We start from the raw sequence: 24,120 nt of genomic DNA on the forward strand, positions 1-24,120 counted from the left end.
CTCCGGGGCCTTTGGGTTGAGACAATTAAGTGCGGCTTTCGAAGGCGGGAAAAGAGGCGTCCATGCATCCAACGCACGGGGGAAACGTTTATGCGGTGGCCCGGGAGCTGGGCTGCCGTCCGGAAGACATCCTCGACTTCAGTGCGAGCATCAATCCTCTCGGGCCGCCGGATGGACTCGAGCGGGTTCTTCAAGAAAACTTCGCCCGCCTGCAGCACTATCCCGACATCCACAACCGGCAACTGATCGAGGCGCTGGCCCGTTTCCATGATCTCCCGGAAGATCAGGTGGCCGTAGGAAACGGTTCCACGGAACTGATCGCCTGGCTGCCTTCGACTCTCGGCATCCGAAGCGCCGCCGTCGTTTTGCCCACCTTCGCCGAATATGCCAAAGCCTTCGCGTCTCAAGGCGTGCCGCTTCGAAAATTACACACCCGGGCCGAAAACGGTTTCCAGCCTTTGGTGTCCGAATTGGAAGGAGCTCTTTGCGGGCAACCGCCGGACGCCGTGCTCGTCACGCATCCAGGAAGCCCCGCCGGAACCTTGCTTTCCCGTGACGTGCGCAAATGGCTCCTGGAAAAATCGAAAAACGACGGTTTCTACCTGATTGTGGACGAGGTTTTCGTGGACTTCTGCGAGGGCGAGTCGCTCAAGCGGGCGGCGGCCGATCATCCGCGGCTGATCCTCATACGGTCCATGACCAAGTTTTACGGGATTCCGGGACTGCGGATCGGTTACGTTCTCGCAGCTCCCGAAACCACAGCCCGCCTCCGCAGCCGGGTCCCCCCCTGGTCCGTGAACACGCTGGCCCAGGCCGCCGCCTGCTACTGCCTCCAACAGGACGCTTACCGGCGGCGGACCCTGGAACTGGTAAACCGAGAAAGAACGCGCCTTAAGGCCGCGCTGGACGCCGTCCCCGGCTTGAGGGCCTTCGAAGGACAAGCCAACTACCTTCTGGTTCGCATGGACGAACGCCTACCGGAGGCTTCAGCCCTTCAGGCCGCTCTGCTCCACCGCCACAGGCTGCTCATCCGCGACTGCGCTTCCTTCGAAGGGCTGGGGACCCGCGACTTCCGCATAGCCGTGCGACTGCCGGAAGAAAATAACCGCCTGCTCCGAGCGGCTACGGAATGGGTGACGAACATTGGACCCCAGCCTCAAGGGGACGGATGATCGTCGTCTTTCAGGAAGTGCTCGTGGTATTCGTTGTCGGAAAGGTACCGGCGCATGAGTTCCGATAGCAGTTCGAAGACCTGCTGGATTTCCTCATCGCTCATGCGCGGGACGATGGTCTTCAGGTGGCGGTCGTCCGAAAATTTCTGCAGGTAGACCATGAGGGACTTTTCGTCCACTTCCCTGGAGTAGCCGAACGCCACCAGGTCTTCATACTCTTCAACAAATCGATGTTGGTGCTTCTTCATGATGGTGATAACGGGTTCCCTATGGGATCTGTATCGGTTCCAGAGGACTTCCGAAAGCCGAGTAAGAGCTTGTCCAAAACAAGCTCACGAAAAGGGTGCAGATCTTTTGCTTCTTGTTCCCAAGCTCCAGCTTGGGAACGAGGGGAATTCTATTTCCCCTCCCCTTGTGGGAGGGGATTAAGGGGAGGGGAATGTAACTGATTGACATACGTTAATTTTCTCACCCTCACCCCAACCCTCTCCCATCAAGGGAGTGGGGGATTTTTTGACCTTGTTCCCAAGCTGGAGCTTGGGAACGAGGGGAAGAGCGCGGGCGTCATGCCTCGCGGTCGTTCATGTAGTAGTCGAGCCCGAAATGGGTGATCTGTTCTTCGCCCATCAGGTAGCGCAGGGTGTTTTTGAGCTTCATGAGCTGGATGAACAGATCGTGTTCGGGATACAAGCCCTCCTTGTGCATCGGGCTTTTGAAATAGAACGAAAGCCATTCTTGAATGCCGGTCATCCCGACGCGCTGGGCAAGATCCATGAACAGCACCAGGTCCAGAACCAGCGGAGCGGCGAGGATGCTGTCCCGGCACTGGAAGTCCACCTTGATCTGCATCGGGTAGCCGAGCCAGCCGAAGATATCGATGCAGTCCCAGCCTTCCTTGTTGTCGCCACGCGGCGGATAATAGTTGATGGTGACCTTGTGGTAATAGTTCTTGTAGAGCGTGGGGTAGAGCTGCGGCTGGAGAATGTATTCGAGCACCGAGAGCTTGCTTTCTTCCTTGGTCTTGAAGGAATCTTTGTCGTCGAGGACCAGCCCGTCCCGGTTTCCGAGGATGTTGGTGGAATACCACCCTTCGAGGCCGAGCATGCGGGCCTTGAGCCCCGGGGCCAGGATGGTTTTCATGAGGGTTTGGCCCGTCTTGAAGTCTTTGCCGGCGACGGCGACCTGATTTTGCCCGGCCAGCTCCACCATAGCCCCGATGTCCACGGTGAGGTTCGGGGCGCCGTTCACGAAAGGAATACCGCTTTCGAGGGCCGCAAGCGCATACAGCATGCTCGGCGCGATGCGCGAATCGTTGGCGTCGACGGCCTTTTGCAGGGCCTCCAGAGACCGGTGAGGTTCTTCCGGCCTCTGAAAGATTTCCGTACTGCCGCACCAGATCATCACGCAACGGTCCACGGCGTTTTCCGCCTTGAAGCGCGAGATGTCTTCTTTCAGGGCCTCCACGTGATCCCTCAGGTCGGCTCCGGGTTTCACGTAGGTTCCGTCCAGGTTGCGCACGAACCGGCGGTCGAAGACGGCGGGCATGGGTTTGATGCCGCTCAAAAAGTCCTTGATGGGATCCAAATGTTCGCGGTTGATGACCCTGGCGTAAAGTGCAGCCTCATAGAGGTTGGCATCGTAGAGATCCCAGCCGGCGAAAACCATGTCCTGCAGATCAGCCAGCGGGACGAATTCCTTGATTTTGGGAACCCGGTGTTCGAAGCGCTTGCCGAGCCGGATGGTGCCGAGCTGAGTGAGCGATCCGATGGGTTCGGCAATGCCCCGACGGACGGCTTCGACCCCGGCGATGAAGGTCGTGGAAACGGCACCGCCGATACCCGGTATAAAAACGCCGAGCTTCCCTTTGGGTTTTTCGATTTGATCCTTGCGCTTGAGTTCTCTTTCTTTCAACGCTGGCCCTCCATCATTGTTTCGGCTCGCCAAAGGATTTCTGTGCCTCATACGCTCCGGTCTTCAGCCTGTCAAGCCCCTGCGGCGGGCCGCCGGAACAACGAAGGCGACGCGCACTCCGCGCCGGAATCAACGGCGCGGTGACGGCCTCACACCGGCGCCTATTCTCTCCAGGTCCAGAAGGTATCGCTTGATGTGGCATCCCCCGCTGTAGCCTCCAAGCTTTCCGTCTGACGCCACGACCCGGTGGCAAGGAACCACCAGGGCAATGGGATTTCTGCGGCACGCCTGCCCCACGGCCCGCGCCCCCTGAGGCCGCCCGATGACCTCACCGATTTGCCGATAGGTCCGGACTTCCCCGAAAGGAATTTCGCAGAGCGTCCGCCAGACACTCTGCTGGAAAAGGGTCCCCCCACCCAAATCCAAAGGGCGGTGGGGGTGAACTCCGGAGCCCTCGAAATACCGGAGCACGGCTTCACGGAGTTCGCTGAGCAGGGAAGATCCCGAGCGCTCGCGTTCGAACGGCCCATCGATTCGTTCCCTCTGAAGAAGGTCCGCCACCGCCTGGTCGGAAGGCTCAACCACTCCCGCGAAGTGAAACAAGCGCAGCCCCCGGGGGAGGCCGCTGTGAGAATCCACCCGAGCGGCGAGTCGAAGGCCAGACCCTTGATGGCGTCCATCCGCCCTTTCCCCCGTCACACCTCATCAAGAAGAAAATCGGAAAAACTCATCGTCCAGTGCGTGCATCACGAGCGCGGCGCCGGTTGCGGCTTTCAATTTGGCGTTGCCGCAGGTATGATCCCTATGACCGTGGGTGTTCACGATGTAGCGCAGCTTCACGCTGTTTTCGTTGACGAGCTTCAGGATTTCGTCTTCGTCTCCTGCGGGATCGACGAGGATGGCTTCTCCGGTGGATTCGTCCAAAACCAGGTAGCAGAAGACTTCCATTACCCCCACAGGTTTCTGAATGATATTCATTAAATAAGCCCTCCGACCCCTCAGTACGCCAACGGGTGATGGCCAGCGTTTTTTGCACAATGGACCATCCCCGCCGAAATGTCAAAAGGTCTCAGTGTTCAGCGGTTTCCTCAAATCCCGACGGCTGGACATCCTCCGCCGGATTTCGCCTCGATACGGCGCTTTCCATCGAGTGGTTCTGGACGACTGGGTGGCGGCGGGATTTGAGAAAAACAGATCCGGGCATCTTCCCCGTAAGGTTCGCTGTTGACAAACTTTGGACAATCCATTACGGAATTTCGCGTTCATCGTTAACTGATGCGGGTTATCCTTCGTATGGCTTTTCCTCCCGCTCACGCGCTGAATCAACGCTTAAAGCTCCCATCGCCCCTTGATACGGGACGTTGAGGCGCGTTCTTTCCCTAGAAGAGCTCCGTCTCCCGTTCTGGATGCGATCCTGTCATGAATGCTGCTACGGATCGTCGCGCATACCGTGCCACCATTGCATGCAAGCCACACCTTCGAGCTCGTTTATGGCCGGGTCTGGATTTTTTTTGGACCATCGCTATGCCCCGAGACGCCACACGGGCACGGCGATGGCCGGTTGGCCGTTGAGGTTCTCAAGACAAGGGGGGGGGGTGTCATGGATTTCCAATTCAGTGAAGAACAGCGCATGATGAAGGAAACGGTCCACAAGTGGGCCGTAAACGAATTGGCTCCGATCCAGGAAAAGATCGACGAAGAGGATTGGTTTCCTCCCGATTTTTTCAAGAAATGCGCTGAGATCGGCATCCTGGGGATCACGATCGACGAAAGATACGGGGGGCTGGGCGGCGACGTGCTGATGCAGGTGCTGGCGGTGGAGGAGATGAGCCGCATCTGTCCGGGTCTCGCCATGACCTACGCCGCTCACTCCAACCTGTGCATGCACAACATCCACAAGAACGCCAATGAAGCGCTCAAGGAAAAGTACCTGCCGCCCATGATCAACGGCGAAAAGATCGGGGCACTGGGACTCACGGAACCCAACGCCGGCTCCGATGCCATGAGCCTTCGGACTCGAGCGGAAAAGAAGGGCGACAAGTACATCCTGAACGGCACCAAGATGTGGATCACCAACGGTCCGATTGCGGACGTGCTTCTGTTGTACGCCAAGACGGATCCGGAAAAAGGACCGAAAGGCATCAGTGCGTTCATCGTTGAGAAGGACTTTCCCGGGTTTTCGGTTTCGCGGAAAATCAAAAAATGCGGCATGCGCGGTTCCCCCACAGGCGAACTGTCCTTTGAGGACTGCGAGGTTCCGGCCGAAAACCTGGTGGGCCAGGAAAACATGGGCGTCCACGTAATGACGAGCGGTCTCGACATTGAACGCATCGTACTGGCCGGCGGTTCGGTGGGAATGGCCGAACAGGCGCTGGAATATTCCCTCCGGTACGCTTCGGAACGCGAGCAGTTCGGCCAACCCATCGGCAGGTTTCAGATGATTCAACAGAAGCTGGCCGACATGTATGCTCGGACCGAAGCGTCGCGGCTTCTCGCCTATCGAGCGGCTGAGCTGGCTCAACAGTCGCCGCGGGGCGGCAAAGGGACCGAACTCACCAAGCAGGCGGCCGCGGCCGTCCTCTTCGCCGCGGAAAACGCCACCTGGGTCTGCAACCAGGCGATTCAGATCCACGGCGGTTACGGCTACAGCCTGGAATTTCCGGTCCAGAAGCTGTGGAGGGACGCCAAGCTGTATGAAATCGGGGCCGGAACCAGCGAGATCCGGCGCCTTATCATCGCTCGGGAACTCTTGGCCGAACACTTCGAGCGTCGCGGTCAGCGCTGACCTGTTTCCGAGCAGCGGCTGAAAGGGCCGGGCCGGATGGCGCCTGCGTCGTCGGCACAGACATTCCGCCCGGCGCTTGAATGCGGCACACCCGCTGGGCAAGGGAGGGGGATATCCAATGTCCGAACAACCGGTGGTCCTGGAAGAACGTCAAGATCAAGTGGCCGTGCTCACCCTGAACCGCCCGGAAGCCATGAATTCGTTCAACTTCGCCATGCTTTGGGGGCTCCGGGATCGGATCGAGTCCCTGCGGTTCGACCCGCAGATACGCGTGCTGATCATTACCGGCGCCGGCGGAAAGGCCTTCTGCGCCGGAGCGGACCTCAAGGAACGGGCGACGCTGAGCGAGGTTCAGGTGAAGGAGTTCATTTTCACAGTCCGGAACCTGTTCACGTCCATCGAAGAACTTCCGAAGCCCGTGATTGCCGCGGTGAACGGCATCGCCCTGGGGGGCGGGACGGAACTGGCGCTCGCCTGCGACGTCCGTCTGGCCGCATCGTCGGCCACCATGGGCCTCACCGAAACACGACTCGCCATCATCCCGGGGGCGGGCGGTACCCAGCGGCTTCCGAGGCTGGTGGGGCGGGGGAAAGCCAAGGAACTGATCTTTACCGGCCGCCGCGTGGATGCGGAAGAAGCGCTGGCCATCGGACTCGTGAACAAGGTGTGCCCTGCGGAATCTCTTATGGATGAATGCCGGGCCATGGCGGCCATGATCTGCGAAACGGGCCCCATCGCCATCCAGCAGGCCAAATACGCGATCAACCATGGGATCGAAACAGATCTGCATACGGGGCTCGCCATCGAATCCAACGCCTACTGGATAACCATCCCGACGGAAGACAGGCTGGAAGGGCTGGCGGCGTTTCGCGAAAAGCGCAAACCCGTTTACAAGGGCAAGTGATTTCGGCGAAGGATGCACCAGGAAGAAACCGGAAATCCACGGACACCATTCGCCTGAGAGGATGAGCCTATGTCTGACGCAAGGATGGAAAACCGGGCGTTTTGGGAAAACGAGGAACTGAAACTCGACGAAAGGATCTACCAGGCCATGTGGCCGGGTGGGCAAGAAGCGGTGAAGCGCCTGGCCAAACAGGGCAAGCAGCCGGTGCGTCAGCTCATAGAAAAGCTGATCGATCCCGGAACCGAGTTCTTTGAACTGAGCCGGCTGGCGGGGTTCGGTGTGCATTACCCGGAGGTGGACGACGTACCGTGCGGCGGGATAGTCACCGGCATCGGAAAGATCCATGGCAACTGGACAATGGTTTTTGCCAATGACAGCCGGGTCAAGGCGGGCACCTACTTTCCCATCACGTTGAAAAAGCACATGCGGGCCCAGGCCGTCGCCGAACGCTGCGGCCTGAACTGCGTCTACATCGCCGACTCCGGTGGGGCCTTTCTTCCCATGCAGGCGGATGTCTTCCCCGATGACGGCCATTTCGGCTCCATGTTCTACAACATGGCCCGCATGTCCGCCCAGGGGCTGAAGCAGATCACGCTGAGCACCGGCGGCAACACGGCCGGAGGCGCCTATATCGTCTTCATGGCCTGCCAGGCGGTCATGATCGACAAGATGGCCTATTCGTTCCTGGGCGGACCGCCGCTCGTAAAAGCGGCTACGGGGGAGGTGATTTCGGCGGAAGACTTAGGCGGAGCCCGCGTTCACACCCAGATTTCGGGCGGCGCCGATCAATTCTGCAAGACCCAGGACGAAGCAGTGGAAAAGGTGCGGGAAATCCTTTCCCTGGAACCGCCCCAGAAGTTGCACCTTCACCGCTACGCGGAGACGCCTCCCCTGGTACCGCCGGAAACCCTCTATGAAGAGCTCCCCGCCAAGATCCATCAGGGAATCAACGTCAGGGCGGTCCTTGGCGCCGTCGCTGACGATTCTCACCTGATCGAATTCAAGAAGAGCTATGCGCCGGGCCGCGGCGACAACATCGTCACGGTCAAGATGCGCATCAAGGGCATCCCCGTTGGCGTAATCGCATCCAACGGCGTGGGGATCATTTTCGTAGAGGCTGCCCGGAAGGCCACGGAATGGATCGTCAGATGCTCCCAGGAAAAGATTCCCCTGCTTTTCGTGCAGAGTTCCCCCGGCTACATGGTGGGATCGGAATCGGAACACATGGGCATCGGAAAGTACGGCGCGGACATGGTTCGGGCCGTCTCCTGCGCACAGGTGCCCCGGGTCCAGCTGGTGATCGGCCCCGACAACGGAGCGGCCAACTACGGGATGTGCGGGCGAGCGTACCGGCCCCATTTCCTGTTTTCCACCATGAGGGCCCGGACATCGGTCATGAGCGGCCGTTCGGCCGCGGAAGTGCTGCTTTCCATCGAGGAAAGAAAGCGCGAAATCAGCGGCAAACCCATGAGCGAGGGCGAGAAACAGGCCTTTCGGCAGCAGATGATCGACAAATACGACGGTGAAGCCCACCCGTTTTTCTGCGGAGCGCGACTCCTCAACGACCGGGTCCTGAAGTTCCGCGAAATCCGGGACTGGCTCGCCATGGCCTTCGAAGTGAGTTGCCTCACGCCCATCGGAGATCCCGCTTTCGGAAACCTGAGATTCTGAGGAAATGTCTCAGCGGCTGTGGCAACGAAAGCAAACGGGCTCGAGCCATGCAAGGAGGAAATCAATGGCAGCGCTCCATTTTCCCAAGAAAGTGGTCCTTGGGGACATCACGATTCGAGACGGCTACCAGCATGAAGAGAAGTTTATTCCCACAGATGCCAAGATATGGCTGGCGGAACAGCTGATCCTGGCGGGCTTCAAGCGCATCGAAGTGACCAACTTCGGAAACCCCAGGGGTATGCCCCAGTTCAAAGACGCCGACGAGGTCTTGAAAGGCCTCTACAACAGCAAGCGGGTGGGGCAGATGTTGAAAGACGTGGAAATCACTACTATCACCATCCGCGAAAAGGCGGTGGAACGCGCCATCGCAGCCAAGAAAAACGGCTACGGGCCGGATCGGATCGTTTTCATGGTGTCCACCAGCGAATCCCACCACCGCATCAATTCGGGAATCTCGCTGGCGGAATACTGGAAGATGTGCGAGAAATACATCCCCATGGCTCATGATGCCGGGCTCAAGGTATGCGGCACGGTGAGTACCATCTGGGGATGCCCCATCGAGGGCCCGACGGAACTCAAGAAGGCCGTGGAATTCACCCAGCGGTGGCTGGACATCGGGGCCGACGACATCGAGCACGCCGACCATGACGGATCGGCTCCCCCGAACCGTGTCTGCGATTACTTTTCCATGATTCTCGACGCCATCCCGGACCCCACTAAGCACGTGGCGCATTTCCACGTGACAAGAGGGTGGGGGCTTGCTAACGTCTTGGCCGCCCTTCATGCCGGCATCAGCCACTATGAAAGCACATTGGGCGGCATCGGCGGTCAGCCGGCCAACTTCGTGGACGGGGTTCCCGTGGCGGGCACGGGCAAATACTATTACGCCGACCCCACCATCACCGGCCTCGTCAGCACCGAAGACATGGTGGTCATGATGGACGAAATGGGGATCGACACCGGGGTGGATGTGGACAAGGTCCTGGATATCGGCCGCTGGAACGAAAAGATCGTGGGCCGCCGCCTGCGGTCGGAATGTGTGCGCACCGGAAGGATTCCTAAGAGCATGACCGGGCGCGTCTAAAAAGGAGTGACTCATGCCCTGTAGGGGCGCAGCGGCGTTGCACCCTTACTTGCCGGTGATCCCGATCGCGGCGAGGGTGTCGCTCCTACAAGGACCGCGGTTGCTTTTGTAGGAGCCGGCTTGCCGGCGATCAAGGTCAACGCAGCTTTGCTGGTTTTACGGGTCGCGGGCAAGCCCGCTCCTACCGATAACGGAACACCGGGCCGATCACCTTGGCGGACCTCGCCGGGCGTGCGGGCCCGGGCCCTCCAACAGGCCTTTCCGCAGTCTGCGGTCACCCCTCGGCCGAAAAGGACCCGGAAGGCCCCCGCGGAGAGCGGAAAAGGGGTTCCCGTACGCCGCCCGACATTCCTCGAGCACGCAGCGACCAGGGAATTTCCGGACCCGGAATGGTTTGGAAATCCTTCCTTTTTTGGGGAAGGCTCCTCAAGAACTCAGCGGGGTTTGCCCATGACTTACACCCTGAGGCGCTATGAAACGTCCCAACGCCTGTGGTGGTTTCTTTTTCTACTGGTTTCGCTCGGAGGCGGTTACATCATTCAGGATGGGCTGATGCCCGGACCCGGCGGGCCGGCTCCGGGAGCGGGAACCTACCGCTCCATGGACTTCTGGACCCGGCGCGATTGGCTTTCGCAGGGGATCCTGGGTGAGGTCATCGTCTTTCTGGTGGGCGCGCTGTTGTTCTTCCTGCTCTGTCGCGCCCTCTGGCTGCTGATCCAGTTTGCAGGAAAGGCATCCATCGGGCGCATCCTGGAACAGGCGTTGCCGCTGCCCAAACCTTCGAAAACCAACCCGGAATGGATCCTGGAAAGCCTTGAAAAAGTGATGCCGGCCCAGCAGCTCTTCCATCGAGCCTCCAGGTCGCCGCTGCGATTTCTATCCATCGCCCACAAACGCCTGATCGTCCTTTTTTCAGGTCACCAGGAGTCGCTTTCGGCCGAGGAACTGACGCACAGGGAACACCGGGTTGAAACGGTGGACTGGCATCAGATTTCGGGCTCCTGGGAAAGCTTCCGGTGGATGGCGAGAGTACTTCCCTTCCTGGCCCTGGGCCAGGGCGTCTGGCTCCTTTACCTGAGACTTCAACCGATTTTCGAAGGCAGCGAGGAGCTTGCGGACATTACCGCGCTGATCGCCGTCTGCCTCCTTCCCTTCGGCCAGACCCTCGTCCTCGTCATCGCGCTGTACCTGGCACAGGGGCTTCTTTCCCGCTTGGAACATTATTACCTGGCCCGCCTTGACGCTCTCTTCTACGACCAGATCCTTTCGCGCCTGCCGCTCCAGAGTTCCGACACCCTCATGGTCCTCCAGGCCATGAAGAAACATTTCCAGGAACTGCAGCAGGCCCTCCAACGGATCGAACAGCGCCTGACCGGCTCATGATGAGTCGCCGGGACATCCGTGCCGGATACCCTCGGCACCCGGTCCACCACGTCGGCCATGAGTCGCTCCGATTGCTGGAAGTCGTGATGTCGTAAAACACGATCTCGTCCGCCCCGGCTCGCAAGTGACGCGAGCCATTTCCATCGGGTCCCCGGTACCCACGTTGTGCCTGAAACGGCTCCCCCCGGGGAAATCGATCCGCTCCACTTCACCTCCACGTTGAAAGTTTTTGAACTTTCTTTTGACATCGATTCAGTCCATGAGCAAGATACGCTGACAGATCCGTTTCAGCCGAAGATGATCCAGGAACATCCAACCGGGGAAACACCATGCATGACATTGTTGAATCGTTGAAAAGACAGCGGGAACAGGTCCTTCAGAGCACCGGCGACGAGATGCTCCGCCGCCACACCAGCCTTCTGGAAATCGCGGTGATCTCGCTCCACAATCGCCTCGTCAACCGCATGGCGCCGGATTCGGAAAAATTCCGGGCGGGTGGGGCCGTCGTGGCCTTGGATGCCTTCGCCCGCGGCCTTGTGGGTCCTGACGATACCGTCGAATTGCTCCTCCTTCGAACGGAGACTCTCGCCGGCTATGAGAACTGGAAGGACGAAATCGCCCGTCCGCTTGAAGAAGCCGGCTGGAAGGTGCGCTTCCGGGAAGCCACGGTGCGGAACATTCTCGAACGGGTCCCCGCTGAACTCCCCTTCTTCTTCGATCTGCTGGAGGCCCGCTACATTTCGGGAAACAGGGACCTACTGGAGTCCCTCGAAGACGCCCTGGACGCTTTCGTGGAAGAACATAGGGGCTTCCTGATCGACCACCTCCACGTATCACTCAAAGAACGCCGTGCCCTCCTTGAGCATCCGGAAAACTGGCTGGAGCCCAACCTGATCAAGAACCCCGGAGGCCTTGAAGACATCACCTCCATCCGGGCGCTCTGCCGGATAGTTTTGGGCATCCGATGCTTTGAAGACGCCATTTTCCAGGGATTCCTCACACGCCCCGAAGTGGACCGGCTCCAACAGGCGGAAAAGCTCTACCTCCGCCTTCTGAGTCTGCTCCATTCGGTGGCGGCCAACGGATCCGGGGTGCTGCGCTTCCACGACCAGGAGCGGCTTGCGGAGAAGCTCGGCTACCCGGCCCGATCCGGTTTCCTTCCTGTGGAAACCTTCATGAAAGACGTCTACCAGCATTTCCATGACGTGCATGGGGTTTCCGCCGAGTTCTGCGAAAGGCTTCAGGACAGCGGGCGCTTTGCCGTCGAAGGCGGTGAAGAGAAACCGTCTTTTCCTCTGGAGGAAGGGCTGGAGGTGCAATCCGGAAAGATCGTGGTCCACCCGTCAAGGTATCCGGCTTCGGCGGGTGCCGTTGTGCATCTTTTTGTCGCAGCCGCCAAACACCGGATCGGCTTTGCCAGTTCCACCCGCCAGTGGATTCGTCACCACAGCAATCTGGTGGAGACCGCCGCCGGTGACCCCAAGGCCCGCGACGAATTCCTGGAACTCGTTCGGTGCGATTCGCCGGAACTGCCGGTGATCCGCCGATTTTACAATTACGGCCTCCTTCAAGGGATCATCCCGGAATCGGCCTCAGTGCACGGACTGGTTCAGCACGATGCCTTTCACATCTATCCCGTGCACGAACACCATCTGAGAACCCTTTCCGTCATCAAAAGGCTGCTCCAGGGCGACTACGAGGATTCGGAACCCGAATTGACCGAGATGGCACGAAGCGTGAGCGATCCCACCTGTCTGTACCTGGCCGCGCTGCTCCACGACGTAGGCAAGAGCGCCGGAAGGGACCACGCCCTGCACGGCGGTGAGATGATCCCGTCTATCGCCCGCCGCCTGGGGCTGGAACCCGAGTGGTCTGACATGGTTCAGTTCTTGGTGGCCCAACATCTACTGCTGATAGACACCGCCGCCATGCGGGACCTCGCAGACCAGGAGATGCTCACCCAGTGCGCCTTGCTGATCGGCGATCCCGAACGGCTGCAGCTCCTTTTGTTGCTGAGTTTCGCCGATATGAACGCCACAGGCCCCAAGGCGGAAGAAAAATGGCGGGAAACACCCGTGCGCGAACTCTACGATCGCCTCCTGTACATACTGGAAAAGGGCGAGCCGAGTGACCAGAGCATCGCCGATCGGCTGCAGCGCATCAAGGCTCAGGTCCAGCGCGAGGTCCAGGATCTGGTGACGCCGGAAGAACTTGAAGACCACTTCTCCCAGCTGCCCCCTCGGTATCTGCTTGCCATGCCACCGGAGGCCGTCGGCCGGCACCTACGCATGGAGCTGGAGCTGAATCGTTCGGGAGAGGTGCCGGTCTGGGAAGTGCAAACCTCCGACGGCACCGCCGAAATCACGCTGATGAGCCCCGAGATGCCGGGGCTGGTCGCCAACACGGCCGGCATCTTCACCCTCCACGATCTGGACATCCGCGGCGCCCAGGTCTTCACCAAGAAAAACGGCATGGTGCTCCTCATCTTCCGTTGCCGCATGCGGGAAGGCGCCGGAATCACCTGCGACTGGAAGGCCCTTCGCGACGACATGAAACGCCTCCTCCAAGGCCGCCTGGCCCTCGACTACCGGATCGCCGCACACGCGGCCCAGCAAGGCCCCTCGGCCCGGAGCGTGCCGTCCACTCCAAGCCAGGTGCTCATCGACAACGAGTCGACTCGCTATTACACTATCCTTGAGGTTTACTCGACGGATCGTCCGGGCCTGCTCTACACCATCACGCGGACCCTGATGGACCTTCAAGTGAGGATCTTCGTGGCCAAGATCACCACCAAAGTGGATCAGGTGGCCGACATTTTCTACATCAAGACCCACGAAGGGAAAAAGGTGACCGATCCGGAACAGATGGAGGAAATCCGACGCGCCTTGATCTTCTGGCTCGACGGCCCGGCCTCAGATCGCGATGCGCCGCATTGAAGGGACCGCCCGCAGATCGAACATCAACAAACGATCCCAGGCGGGTCCCCTTGAAGCGGCGAAGCGATAGAGTTAAGCGGCGGAAAGGAAGGCGTGCCCATCATCGCCCGTCTTGGATTCCCCCGGCCCTCTTCACCGAAGAGACCTGAGGGGATTTTCTCGGATGCTCGTGGTTGAGGAGTCGACGGTGTATCTTCGAAAGGTGAGATTCCAAGACGGATGGCATTACGTTCTTCGGGAGTCCTTCTGGAGCGGCGGCGGCTGGATGCATCGGGACCTGATGGATCTGGGAGACGACCCTGAAGCATACATCGTTTATCCAGGGGGAAACGGCTTCTATTTCAAACCGGAACTGGAAGAGGCCCTGGAAGCGAAGGGCGTTCAATGGGAAACGAACGACCTGGAAGAGGTTTTCCTGCCCTTTCTGGATCCCCACATCCGCCGCATCGTCACCATGTTCCGGGCCGGAGCGGCACCCAGCCGATGGGCGGGCTGTTCTCAGGAAGAACTGCTGGAGCACCAGAAAGGTCTTCATGCTTTCGACAAGCGCCGCCTCCATTATCTGAGGTGCGGACGGGTGGACATCGGCAAACTGGACGACCGCCCCTGGAAGTTTCTAAACGTTTTGCTGGAAAAGAGCCGGGACGAAATCGAACATGTCTTTGAAAGCATGGAGGCTCAGCTGCGCCCTCACGAGGTGAGGCCCTACCTCTTCACCGCCCTTCACCTGCAGTCCTATTTCCCGCAGCATCTCCTCAAAAACCAGCCGGCGGCTCTGGACCCCGAAAAGGTGGACGACTATTTCTTGGAAGAAATCTGCCACCTCAATGCCGACCCAGCCTACCTCAAGGGCCTGCCCCGCCGGTCAGGCGGACGGCTCCACCCTTACCTGGTCCGCTATGTCATCCTCTACTTCGACCACACCTTCACGGCGGAAGCCCTTTGGAACGACACCCTCCGCGGATTCATCGGAAGCCGAGGCTTCTATCAGCCGCCCCGTCCGTCCGCCGCCATGCCGGTTCCGGACGCGTGCCGGATTCTAGGTATTTCAGGCGAGGAATTCGAAACCATGAGCGTTCGGGATTTGGCGCGGTGCTTCAAGCGACGGGCCATGGCCCATCACCCCGACACGGGTGGCGACCATGAAGCTTTCATTCGAACGACCCGCGCCTACGAAGAACTGCTCCTTCGAAAGGGGCGCAGCCGGCGCTGACCGAAAGAGGGCCGGCCGGAGAGGAAAAGCGCACTCAGCGGAGTTCCCGGGACAGCACGTCGTTGACGATGGTATATGGGTCCGCTTTTTTATCAGCCACCTGGTCGACCAGTTCGTCCAGAGACACGCCGCGGTCGGCCATCCTTTGCAGCAACGCCTTGATGGCTTCGTCCCGGAGCGTTTCCACGAGCTGGGAGCGAGCGCGTTTCTTGACCGCTGCGTCCCACTGGCCCCGGTCGTTGGTTTCGAGGAACCGGCGGTGTTGCTCGATGGCCTGGTAGAGCTCCTCGATACCGCGGCCCTTGAGGGCTTCGGTTTCAATGATCGGGGGTTCCCACCCCGGCTCGTCCCGGTGGCGCAAGCCCAGTTCGATGAGATTTCGCAGCTCCCGGATGGTTTTTCTGGCCCCTTCGCGGTCGGCCTTGTTCACCACGAAGATGTCGCCGATCTCCATGATGCCCGCCTTGATGGCCTGAACCTCATCGCCCATCCCCGGAACGGTCACCATCACCGTGGTATGGGCGCACTGAGCGATTTCCACTTCGTCCTGGCCCACACCCACCGTTTCCACCAGGATGATGTCCTTTCCCATGGCGTCCAGAACGGTGATCATGTCGTTGGTGGACTTGGTGAGTCCCCCGAAATGGCCGCGGGTGGCCAGGCTTCGGATGAAGACGCCGCTATCCAGGAAGTGGCGCTGCATCCGAATGCGGTCCCCCAGAATGGCGCCCCCGGTGAAGGGGCTCGTCGGATCGATGGCCAAAATTCCCACCGTGCGGTCGTCTTTGCGATAGCGCATGGCGAGTTGATCCACCAGCGTGCTCTTGCCCACGCCGGGTGACCCCGTGAAGCCCACGATATAGGCTTTTCCGGTATGAGGGTAGAGGTCCTTCAGAAGAGTTCGCGCCGACGGAAGTTGATCGTCGATGTCGCGCAGCAGACGCGCGGCGGCCCGCACATCGCCGGCCAGTATCTGATCCACAATGCTCATGATCCTGCCCTTAGGCGGCAACCGCCTTCCTGGGTTTTATGTTGCTTCGAACCCAGTTCACGATGTCCGCCAGCTTGGATCCCGGTTCGAAGATCTCCTTGATTCCCAGTGCCTTCAGCTTTGGAATGTCCTCCAGCGGAAAGATGCCGCCGCCGATGACCGAGATGTCTTCCGCGCCCTTTTCCTTGAGCAATTCTAAGACCCTGGGAAACGAGTAAGTGTGGGCACCGGAAAGAATGCTCAGTCCGATGAGGTCGACATCTTCCTGGATGGCGGTATTGACGATCTGTTCCGGCGACTGGTGGCACCCGGTATAGATGACTTCGAAACCCGCGTCGCGGAAGGCGCGGGCAATGACCCGCGCCCCGCGGTCATGTCCGTCCAGCCCTGGCTTTGTGATGAGTATCCTGAGTTTCCGATCCTCGCCCATGGAAACACTCCCTCCTGTCCATGCCCGAAAGCCCCCAAGGGGGGCCGTCCGCGGAAGACGGCTCCGCGTCAAAAGGTTCCGGGATCCGTGTAGATACCGAAGACTTCACGGAAAAGGTCGCAACATTCCTGTTCCGTCGCCCCCGCCCGCACCGCATCGATGAGTGCGGGCATGACGTTGTTTTCCCAAGAGGGCGGCCCCTCGCAGCGTCGCCGCAGTTCGTCCATCGCCTGCTGCAGCTTCGTCTTATCCCGTCTTTCCTTGAACGCCCGGGTGCGTTCGATCTGTCGCTGTTCGACTTCGTCGTCGATCTTCAATACGAACTCCAACTCAGGCCTTTCGCTGGGGTATTTGTTGACACCCAGAATGATCTTGTCGCCCCGTTCGACCTGTTGCTGGAAAGCATAGGCCGCGTCGGCGATTTCCATCTGCGGGTAGTCCCTTTCGATGGCCGCCACCATGCCCCCCAGCTCATCCAGTTTGCGGATATAGGCGTTGGCTTCCTCTTCCATCTTGTCGGTCAAGGCTTCCACGAAGTAGGACCCCGCCAGCGGATCGATCACATGGGCGACTCCGGTCTCGTCGGCCAGGATCTGCTGGGTCCTGAGGGCGATCTTTACGGCGTGTTCACTGGGGATCATGTAGACTTCATCCAGCGAGTTGGTATGCAGCGACTGGGTGCCTCCGAGGACGGCCGCCAGGGCTTCCGTGGTGGTCCGGATGACGTTGTTGTAAGGCTCCTGGGCGGTGAGGGAACAGCCGGCGGTCTGCGTATGAAAGCGAAGCATCATAGACCGCGGATTCTGAGCCTTGAAGCGCTCTTTCATGATCCGGGCCCACATGCGGCGGGCGGCTCGCATCTTGGCAATTTCTTCAAAGAAATCAATGTGCGAATTCCAGAAGAAAGACAGGCGGCCCGCGAATTCATCCACCTTCATGCCGCGCTTGAGGCACTCCTCCACATAGGTGATGCCGTCGTAGATGGTGAACGCCAATTCCTGGACCGCCGTGGCTCCGGCCTCCCGGATGTGATACCCGCTGATACTGATGGTGTTCCATCGCGGCACTTCCCGGGTTCCGAATTCCACCGTATCCACCACCAGCCGAAGGCTCGGTTCCGGCGGCAGCATGAACGTTTTCTGAGCGATGAATTCCTTGAGGCAGTCGTTCTGGATGGTTCCGCCCAGTTTTCGCCGGTCGTAGCCTTCATTTTCGGCGTTGGCGATGTACATGGCCCAGATCACGGAAGCCGGCGGGTTGATGGTCATGGACGTGGTCACTTCTTCCAGGTTGATATTGGCGAACAGCCGTTGCATGTCGTCGATAGTGTCGATGGCCACCCCGCACTTGCCGCATTCGCCCCGAGCCAGCGGCGAACCGGTATCGTAGCCCATGAGCGTCGGGAAATCGAAGGCCGTGCTGAGGCCCGTTTCCCCATGTTCGATCAGGTAATGAAAGCGCTTGTTGGTGTCCTCGGGCGTCCCGAGCCCCGCGAACATCCGCATCGTCCACAGCCTCGCCCGGTACATGCTCGGCTGCACCCCCCGGGTGAACGGATAGCAGCCCGGAAACCCAATATCCTCCAGGTAGTCCTTGTCCTTTATATCGAGCGGGGTGTAGAGCGGCTTCACCTCCATATCCGAAACGGTCGAAAACCGTTCCAAGCGCTCGGGAAGCTTCTGCAGGGCTTTCTCGTACGTCCCCAGCCAATCCTCGTATTCGGCCTCGATCCGCTCCAGTTGCGATTCAGAAAACATGCGCGCGCCCATACGGTGTTCCTCCTTGGCTCATTTTCCCATCGGTCGGCCCTGGATCATCCGCCCGCCATCGTCTTCTCCTTATACAGGATCGGGCTCCGAAACACAACGTCACACCCCCCCGATACGGCGCCCCCGCAAAGACACGCCGAAGATCTCCCTTGCGGATGCGGCCATGAACACCTTCGCCATGTCCCCTTGTTCCCAAGCTCCAGCTTGGGAACACAACTGTGCAGAAGCTCCAGCTTCGATTCGAATGAGGCCGTTCCCAAGCCAGAGCTTGGGAACGAGGGAAAAATCCCCCTCTCCCCCCTCCCCTTAATCCCCTCCCACAAGGGGAGGGGAAATTGAATTTTCACCTTGTTCCCAAGCTGCACGATCCACCTTGTTCCCAAGCTCCAGCTTGGGAACACAACTGTGCAGAAGCTCCAGCTTCGATTCGAATGAGGCCGTTCCCAAGCCAGAGCTTGGGAACGAGGGGAAAGATCATGGCTTATGTTCACCCACTGAAGACTGCTCTGCATAGTGGCCGCTTAATTATGTGGCGCTGTACTTAGAGCAAGATTCGTCGGCTCGAGACCACACTGAACCAAGATACCACATGCCGGATGCTCCGGAGCCTGAGGACCCACGGTCACGCTTCAGAACACGCCCTCAAAAAATTGTTGACGGCCCTCTTCATAAATGAGTAGTTTGAGTGACCCCTCAGTCAAATATGGATGAGGCATTGCTGATGAGCCGGAAAGAAACCATTTTGAAAGCGGCAACGGCGCTTTTTGCCCGAAAGGGCTTTTCCGCCACGCCGACTTCCGCCATCGCCAAGGAGGCAGGGGTGGCGGAAGGCCTGATCTTTCATTATTTCAAGAGCAAGGTAGGGATTCTGCTCTGTATTTTAGAAGACGTCACGGAGCGCTATCTCTCCGGTTGCCGCGCCCGGCTTGAAAATTGCCGGACCGGCCTCGACGCCGTCAAGGCCCTGATCGGTTTTCATTTCGAATTCAGCGCCAAAAACACGGATGCGCTTGTGGTATTGATCCGAGATGTTCCAAGTTCCTTGTACCGGAACTCAGCCACGCCGGACCAGGACGCAGCCTATGGGTTACCCAGGAGTCTTTGCATATGGGAGAAATGCCTAGAACGCGGGAGGCGGGATGGGAGCCTCAGGCGCGATCTTTCTCCCCGCGAGACAGCCTTTATCATCCAAGGAATGTTAATCGGTATCAGCCGGCTCATACTTCTGACGTCTCTGGAGGTACCTTGTTTATCGATGCAGGCAACGGATTTCTGTGTAAGAGCGCTCCGGCCCAGGGGAGAAAACGAGCAAACCATAAGTAAACAGGAGAACGGTAAGGGGTATTGCAAATGAGAATATTTCTATCCATTGTGACGGCGTGTTTCATGTGGCTTCCGGTGTACGGCTTTGCCGCCCCGGGCGATAATGGCGGGAAGCCTCCTTTGCCCCTGGTTGGAGTAGCGGAAGTAGGGCTTGAGGCCGCTACTCCCCCGGAAAAATATATCGGCCATGTAGAATCCATAGCAGCCATCGATCTCAGGGCCCGGGTGGAGGGATACCTGGAAGAGCTAAGTTTCAAGGAGGGCTCCTTTGTTCAGAAGGGGCGGGTTCTTTATGTCATCGAGCAGGCCCCCTACAAGGCCCGGGTCGCCGTAGCCAGGGCGAAGGTGGTCCAGGCGGAAGCGGATCTTTTCAAGGCGGAGACCCGTCTTGAGCGCCTCCGGTCCGCCAGGCCCGAGAGCGTGCCCAAGACCGATCTCGATGATGCCGTGGCGGCGCGCGATCTGGCCCGAGGCAGGCTGGACGAGGCCAAGGCCAACCTGGAGCTGGCCGAGATCGACCTGGACTATACCACCGTGGAGGCCCCGATAACCGGACGGATCGGAAGGAGCCTCTATAAGCCGGGAGACCTGGTCGGTCCCTCGTCCCAGCCCCTGGCGGAAATCGTGCTCATGGACCCGATCAGGGTGGTCTTTTCGGTGAGCGAAAGACAGGGGGAGATCATCATGCATGCCATGGAGGATGCTGAAAAAGGGGATGGCGCCCCCTTTTTGACCGTCGGTTTGGAGTTCCCCGGCGGCCGGGCCTATTCGCGGAAGGGAAAAATCGATTTCGTGGACAATCGGGTGGACCCGGATACGGGGACCATTGCCATTTGGGGCAGGTTTGAGAATCCTAACGGGCATCTTGTACCGGGCGAATATGTGAGGGTCTTTTTGGGAGAGGCCAAGCCCGAGATGGTCCCTGCGGTTGCCCAGGCCGCGGTGCAAAGGGATCAGGAAGGGGCCTTTGTCTATGTGGTTGATGAAAAGAACAGAGTGGAACAGCGCCGGATCACAACAGGCCCCGTCCTGGACGGCAAGTTCACCGTAACTTCGGGGTTGAAGCCGGGCGAAAAGGTGATCGTTCAGGGGATCCAAAAGGTAAGACCCGGAATAACCGTGAATATCGAAGGAGAATAAACAGGCGATGTTTTCCAGGATCTTTATCGAACGCCCCAGACTGGCCATGGTCATATCCATCGTGATCACCTTGGCAGGGCTTATCGCCATATTTAATATTCCGGTGGACGAGCTGCCCAACATCACACCACCGGTCGTCCATGTCAGCACCGTCTATCCCGGGGCCAATGCCGAGGTGGTCCGGGACACGGTGGCCGCCCCCATTGAGCAGGAGGTCAACGGGGTGGAGAACATGCTCTACATGGAATCCACCTGTGCGGACGACGGAAGCTACAGCCTCCAGGTTACCTTTTCCGTGGACTCCAACCCCGATATCGATCAGGTCAATGTACAGAACCGACTTCAGCTGGCCCAATCCCGGCTTCCCCAGGAGGTACTGGACCAGGGGATCGATGTGCGCCGCCGTTCCGAGGATATGCTGGGGGTCATCACCTTTATCTCGCCCCGGCGCACCTTGGACAGGCTCTTTATAAGCAACTATATCGACCGGACCATTAAAGATGCTCTGCTGCGTATCCGCGGGGTGAGCGACGTGTTTATCTTCGGCGAATATACGTACAGCATGCGCATCTGGCTGGATCCGGACCGGCTGGCGGCCTTGCAGATGGGACCGGACGATGTGGTCCAGGCCGTTCGCCGCCAGAATATCCAGGCCACCTTGGGCTCGGTAGGTACGGCTCCCGCCTCTCCGGGGCAGGAACTCCAGTACACCTTAAAGGCCAGGGGCCGGCTGGAGACCCCGGAGGAATTCGAAGATATCGTCATCCGGAGCAATGAACAAGGGGGGCTGGTGCGGATCAAGGATGTGGGCCGGGTGGAGCTGGGCAGTGAGTCCTACGGCACCCAGGCGAGCATCGACAATCGCCCCTCGCTGGGTGTAGCGGTGTACAAAGCCTCTGATGCCAATGCATTGAACACCATGAACGCGGTGAGAGAGGAGCTCAAGCACCAGGCCGAGCTCATGCCCGAGGACATGGACTATTTGGTGATGTATGATACCACCGACTATGTGCGCCAAACCATCAAGGAGATTGCCTTTACCCTGGTGATGACCTTTGTGTTGGTGGTTTTGGTCATCTTTACCTTTTTGCAGAACGTGCGCGCCACCATTATTCCAACGGCCGCCATACCGGTTTCCATTATCGGTACCTTTGCCGTCATGCTCGCCCTGGGATTTTCCGCCAACACCATCAACCTGTTCGCTCTGATTTTGGCCATCGGTGTGGTGGTGGATGACGCCATCGTGGTCGTCGAAAACGTGTACCGCATTCAGGAAGAGGAGGGTCTCAGCCCCAAGGAAGCGACCATCAAGGCCATGGGGGAGATTACCGGTCCGATTGTGGCCACCACCCTGGTTCTTTTGGCGGTCTTTGTCCCGATTATCTTCATGCCCGGGATCACCGGAGGGCTCTATAAACAGTTCGGGGTGACCCTGTGTGTTTCGGTGAGCATCTCGGCCATCTGTTCCCTGACCTTGAGCCCCGCCCTGTGCGCGGTCTTTTTGAAACCAACCGAACCCCACCGGCGCGGCCCTTTTGCCTGGTTCAACAGGTTTCTGGGGGGCTCACGCACGATTTACACGTCTATGGTGGGCTGGCTGATCCGGCATCTGGCCGTGCCGGTGCTTTTCTTTCTGATCATTGTCGGCGCGATCTGGTTCTTCGCTGGACACACGCCCACCAGTTTTCTGCCCATAGAGGACAAGGGTGGCTTCTTCTGCGATGTGCAGCTGCCGGAAGGGGCGACCCTGGAACGGACCGGCCAGGTCCTGACCCAGGCGACCGAAAAGCTTCTCAAGTTGGAAGGAGTCGAGCACGTGCTCTCCGTGGGCGGTCACAGCATCCTCAGCGGCCGCTCGGAAAATGTGGGCTTTTTAATCTGCGATCTGAAGCACTGGGACGAGAGGACCAGGCCGGAACTGCACTTGGATGCCATGGTGGCCAAGGCGGCTATGGAACTGAACGCCATCACCACAGCCAGTATCATCCCCTTTGTTCCGCCCCCGATTATGGGTTTAGGGACAACCGGCGGGTTTGATTTCCGGTTGCAGGCCTTGGCGGGTCAGAACCCCGCGGAACTGGTAGCCGTGGCCAGGGGGCTGGTGGCGGCCGCCAATCAGGACCCCTCTCTTTCCCGAGTCTACACCACCTTTACCGCGGATACCCCGCAGATTTTTGTGAATCTGGATCGGACCCGGGCAGAGGAGATGGGTGTTCCCGTAAGCGATGTATTTTCCGTGCTGGGCCATCAGACGGGATCCAGGTATGTAAATGATTTCAACTTGTTCGGCCGGACCTACGACGTCACGGTGCAAGGTCAGGCCCCATACAGAGCCAAGCCGGAAGATGTCCTGGATTTGTATGTGCTGAGCGACAAGGGGAAAAAGGTCCCCCTGGAGAGCCTGGTGGATCTCTCCTACATACTGGGACCCAAGCTGGTTCAACGCTATAACCTGTTCTCCAGCCTGGACATAAGGGGTGAGGCTGCGCCGGGCTATTCTTCGGGCCAGGCCATGGCCATCATGGAGCGCCTCGCCCGGGAGAAATTGCCCTCGGGTTATGGGTTTGAATGGTCCTCTATGAGTTACCAGGAAAAACAGGCCAGCGGAACAGTGGTCTATCTGTTCGCCCTGGCCATAACGTTTGCCTATCTCTTCTTGGTGGGGCAGTACGAGAGCTGGACCCTGCCCGCATCCGTAGTCCTTTCCGTCCTCGTGGCCACGCTGGGTGCCTTTATCGGACTTTGGATATTCGGACATTCCTTGTCCCTCTACGCTCAAATCGGGGTCGTCCTCCTGGTCGGCCTGGCGGCCAAAAATGCCATTTTGATCGTGGAATTTGCCAAGGACCACAGAACCCAGGGTGCTTCCATCTATGAGGCTGCGCTGGGGGGAGCCGGAACCCGTTTCCGACCGGTGCTCATGACCGCCCTGACCTTTATTCTGGGAGTTGCCCCTCTGGTTTGGGCCACCGGTGCCGGGGCCTCAAGCCGCAACCACATCGGCGCCGTGGTTTTTGCCGGAATGGTCGCGGCCACCAGTCTGGGAATAATGATCATCCCGGCGCTGTATTACATTTTTCAGCAGCTGGCTGAAAAGGGGCTGACCCTGAAGTGGAGAGGCCGCAGTAAGCAACAGAGGCAAGACGAATCATGAGCGAAAAGGCGAAAAGCGGGATGCGGAATATGACCAGACCAAACCCTCAGTTTCAAGCTACAAGTTTCAAGCGGCAAGCTTCTACCTTTTTAGCGGCAATTTTGCAGCTTGCCACTTGTAGCTTGTCACTATCTCTACCAAACCCTCAGTTTCAAGCTACAAGTTTCAAGCGGCAAGCTTCTACCTTTTTAGCGGCAATTTTGCAGCTTGCCACTTGTAGCTTGTCACTATCTCTACCAAACCCTCAGTTTCAA

General features: G+C 59.0%; 18 protein-coding genes. 11 read left to right on the forward strand and 7 right to left on the reverse strand.

Annotated features, from left to right (window positions below):
• Window positions 1-62 precede the first annotated feature (62 nt).
• Entirely contained in the window at window positions 63-1,172 is a 1,110-nt protein-coding gene (gene cobD / locus FDQ92_RS06565) for a threonine-phosphate decarboxylase CobD (RefSeq protein ID WP_137423837.1), read from the forward strand.
• On the opposite strand, the gene FDQ92_RS06570 is transcribed toward cobD, so the two are convergent.
• The 4 genes from FDQ92_RS06570 to FDQ92_RS06585 all read right to left on the reverse strand — a co-directional run bounded on the left by FDQ92_RS06570 (window position 1,157) and on the right by FDQ92_RS06585 (window position 4,061).
• Window positions 1,157-1,420 carry a cytoplasmic protein gene (locus FDQ92_RS06570; RefSeq protein ID WP_137423838.1) on the reverse strand — a complete coding sequence of 88 codons (264 nt, stop codon included), beginning with the start codon at window positions 1,418-1,420 and terminating at the stop codon, window positions 1,157-1,159. The two genes, cobD and FDQ92_RS06570, sit on opposite strands and share 16 nt — an antisense overlap.
• 316 nt (window positions 1,421-1,736) lie before the next feature.
• On the reverse strand, window positions 1,737-3,083 hold the full coding sequence (locus FDQ92_RS06575) for an inositol-3-phosphate synthase (RefSeq protein WP_211341388.1): 1,347 nt from the start codon (window positions 3,081-3,083) through the stop codon (window positions 1,737-1,739).
• Between the two features lie 129 nt (window positions 3,084-3,212).
• A complete protein-coding gene (locus FDQ92_RS06580; RefSeq protein ID WP_170180228.1) occupies window positions 3,213-3,686 on the reverse strand; it encodes a methylated-DNA--[protein]-cysteine S-methyltransferase in 474 nt (157 codons plus the stop codon).
• A gap of 102 nt (window positions 3,687-3,788) precedes the next feature.
• Window positions 3,789-4,061: an MBL fold metallo-hydrolase gene (locus FDQ92_RS06585; protein ID WP_137423841.1), complete on the reverse strand. Its 273-nt coding sequence runs from the start codon at window positions 4,059-4,061 to the stop codon at window positions 3,789-3,791.
• A 622-nt stretch (window positions 4,062-4,683) separates the two neighbouring features.
• Between FDQ92_RS06585 and FDQ92_RS06590 the strand changes: the two genes are divergently transcribed.
• The 7 genes from FDQ92_RS06590 (at window position 4,684) to FDQ92_RS06620 (ending at window position 15,059) form a co-directional block, all read left to right on the forward strand.
• Entirely contained in the window at window positions 4,684-5,868 is a 1,185-nt protein-coding gene (locus FDQ92_RS06590) for an acyl-CoA dehydrogenase family protein (RefSeq protein ID WP_137423842.1), read from the forward strand.
• Between the two features lie 118 nt (window positions 5,869-5,986).
• Entirely contained in the window at window positions 5,987-6,772 is a 786-nt protein-coding gene (locus tag FDQ92_RS06595; protein WP_137423843.1) for an enoyl-CoA hydratase, read from the forward strand.
• Between the two features lie 69 nt (window positions 6,773-6,841).
• Window positions 6,842-8,443 carry an acyl-CoA carboxylase subunit beta gene (locus tag FDQ92_RS06600; RefSeq protein WP_137423844.1) on the forward strand — a complete coding sequence of 534 codons (1,602 nt, stop codon included), beginning with the start codon at window positions 6,842-6,844 and terminating at the stop codon, window positions 8,441-8,443.
• A 64-nt stretch (window positions 8,444-8,507) separates the two neighbouring features.
• The gene (locus tag FDQ92_RS06605) at window positions 8,508-9,527 is read left to right on the forward strand and encodes a beta/alpha barrel domain-containing protein (RefSeq protein ID WP_137423845.1); all 1,020 of its coding nucleotides are present in this window, start codon (window positions 8,508-8,510) and stop codon (window positions 9,525-9,527) included.
• 450 nt (window positions 9,528-9,977) lie between these two features.
• Entirely contained in the window at window positions 9,978-10,910 is a 933-nt protein-coding gene (locus FDQ92_RS06610) for a hypothetical protein (RefSeq protein ID WP_137423846.1), read from the forward strand.
• A gap of 329 nt (window positions 10,911-11,239) precedes the next feature.
• The gene (locus FDQ92_RS06615) at window positions 11,240-13,846 is read left to right on the forward strand and encodes a [protein-PII] uridylyltransferase family protein (RefSeq protein WP_137423847.1); all 2,607 of its coding nucleotides are present in this window, start codon (window positions 11,240-11,242) and stop codon (window positions 13,844-13,846) included.
• Between the two features lie 163 nt (window positions 13,847-14,009).
• Window positions 14,010-15,059, forward strand: a complete 1,050-nt coding sequence (locus FDQ92_RS06620; RefSeq protein WP_137423848.1) for a J domain-containing protein — start codon at window positions 14,010-14,012, stop codon at window positions 15,057-15,059.
• A 34-nt stretch (window positions 15,060-15,093) separates the two neighbouring features.
• On the opposite strand, the gene meaB is transcribed toward FDQ92_RS06620, so the two are convergent.
• The 3 genes from meaB to FDQ92_RS06635 all read right to left on the reverse strand — a co-directional run bounded on the left by meaB (window position 15,094) and on the right by FDQ92_RS06635 (window position 18,237).
• Window positions 15,094-16,050, reverse strand: a complete 957-nt coding sequence (gene meaB / locus FDQ92_RS06625) for a methylmalonyl Co-A mutase-associated GTPase MeaB (protein ID WP_137423849.1) — start codon at window positions 16,048-16,050, stop codon at window positions 15,094-15,096.
• A gap of 10 nt (window positions 16,051-16,060) precedes the next feature.
• Complete coding sequence (locus FDQ92_RS06630) at window positions 16,061-16,480, reverse strand: cobalamin B12-binding domain-containing protein (RefSeq protein ID WP_137423850.1); 420 nt, start codon at window positions 16,478-16,480, stop codon at window positions 16,061-16,063.
• Window positions 16,481-16,548: 68 nt separating this feature from the next.
• A complete protein-coding gene (locus FDQ92_RS06635) occupies window positions 16,549-18,237 on the reverse strand; it encodes an acyl-CoA mutase large subunit family protein (RefSeq protein WP_137425738.1) in 1,689 nt (562 codons plus the stop codon).
• A gap of 733 nt (window positions 18,238-18,970) precedes the next feature.
• On the opposite strand from FDQ92_RS06635, the gene FDQ92_RS06640 reads away from it, so the two are divergent.
• The 3 genes from FDQ92_RS06640 to FDQ92_RS06650 are packed head-to-tail and all read left to right on the forward strand — an operon-like array spanning window position 18,971 to window position 23,866.
• On the forward strand, window positions 18,971-19,603 hold the full coding sequence (locus tag FDQ92_RS06640; protein WP_170180229.1) for a TetR/AcrR family transcriptional regulator: 633 nt from the start codon (window positions 18,971-18,973) through the stop codon (window positions 19,601-19,603).
• Window positions 19,600-20,712 carry an efflux RND transporter periplasmic adaptor subunit gene (locus FDQ92_RS06645; protein ID WP_137423852.1) on the forward strand — a complete coding sequence of 371 codons (1,113 nt, stop codon included), beginning with the start codon at window positions 19,600-19,602 and terminating at the stop codon, window positions 20,710-20,712. Before FDQ92_RS06640 ends, FDQ92_RS06645 begins: the two co-directional genes overlap by 4 nt.
• Before the next feature lie 7 nt (window positions 20,713-20,719).
• On the forward strand, window positions 20,720-23,866 hold the full coding sequence (locus tag FDQ92_RS06650; protein ID WP_137423853.1) for an efflux RND transporter permease subunit: 3,147 nt from the start codon (window positions 20,720-20,722) through the stop codon (window positions 23,864-23,866).
• The last annotated feature ends 254 nt before the right edge of the window (window positions 23,867-24,120 follow it).

Origin of the sequence: Desulfoglaeba alkanexedens ALDC, assembly GCF_005377625.1 — a bacterium.
Lineage (GTDB): Bacteria > Desulfobacterota > Syntrophobacteria > Syntrophobacterales > DSM-9756 > Desulfoglaeba > Desulfoglaeba alkanexedens.